Genomic DNA, 573 nt, shown 5'->3' on the forward strand with positions numbered 1-573 from the left:
GCTGTTAAACAACATCTGGCGCATTGCCCCCGGCACCCGCCACGCGAGACGCGGTGACGTAATCGCGGTTAACTTCCACCAGCACGGCGGCGCGGGTTAAGCGCACATAATGCGGCAGCGCAACGAAGGTTAGCGCCAGCGCGGCGTTACCAATCGACGGGCCGAAAATCGCCACCAGCACCAGTGCCAGCAGTAGACTTGGCAGCGCCAGCATGATATCGACCACGCGCATGATGATGTTATCGACCAGACCGCCAAAGTAACCAGCGATCAGGCCGAGAATAACGCCCATAATCAGCGATAACACCACTACCAGACAGCCAACCAGCAGCGACAAGCGCGCGCCGTACATCAGCCGCGACAGCACATCACGCCCCACGTCATCAGTGCCCAGCAAGTGCGCCATGCTGCCGCCTTCCTGCCAGGCTGGCGGGGCGAGCAGTGCATCGCGGAACTGTTCCGCTGGGTTATAGGGTGCAATCCAGTTGGCAAAGATCGCGATAAACAGCACGATGACGACGTAAACCAGCCCGACAACCGCGCCTTTGTTGCGTTTAAAATAGTGCCAGAACT

Annotated in this window: 1 protein-coding gene; it reads right to left on the reverse strand. The window is 59.2% G+C overall.

From position 1 onward, the window contains the following. Positions 1 to 4: 4 nt before the first annotated feature. The coding region (locus ACLO87_RS16925) for an ABC transporter permease subunit (RefSeq protein WP_430224362.1) at positions 5 to 573 on the reverse strand (569 nt) is incomplete at its 5' end.

Origin of the sequence: Paenalcaligenes sp. Me52 (assembly GCF_050487965.1) — a bacterium.
Lineage (GTDB): Bacteria > Pseudomonadota > Gammaproteobacteria > Burkholderiales > Burkholderiaceae_B > Paenalcaligenes.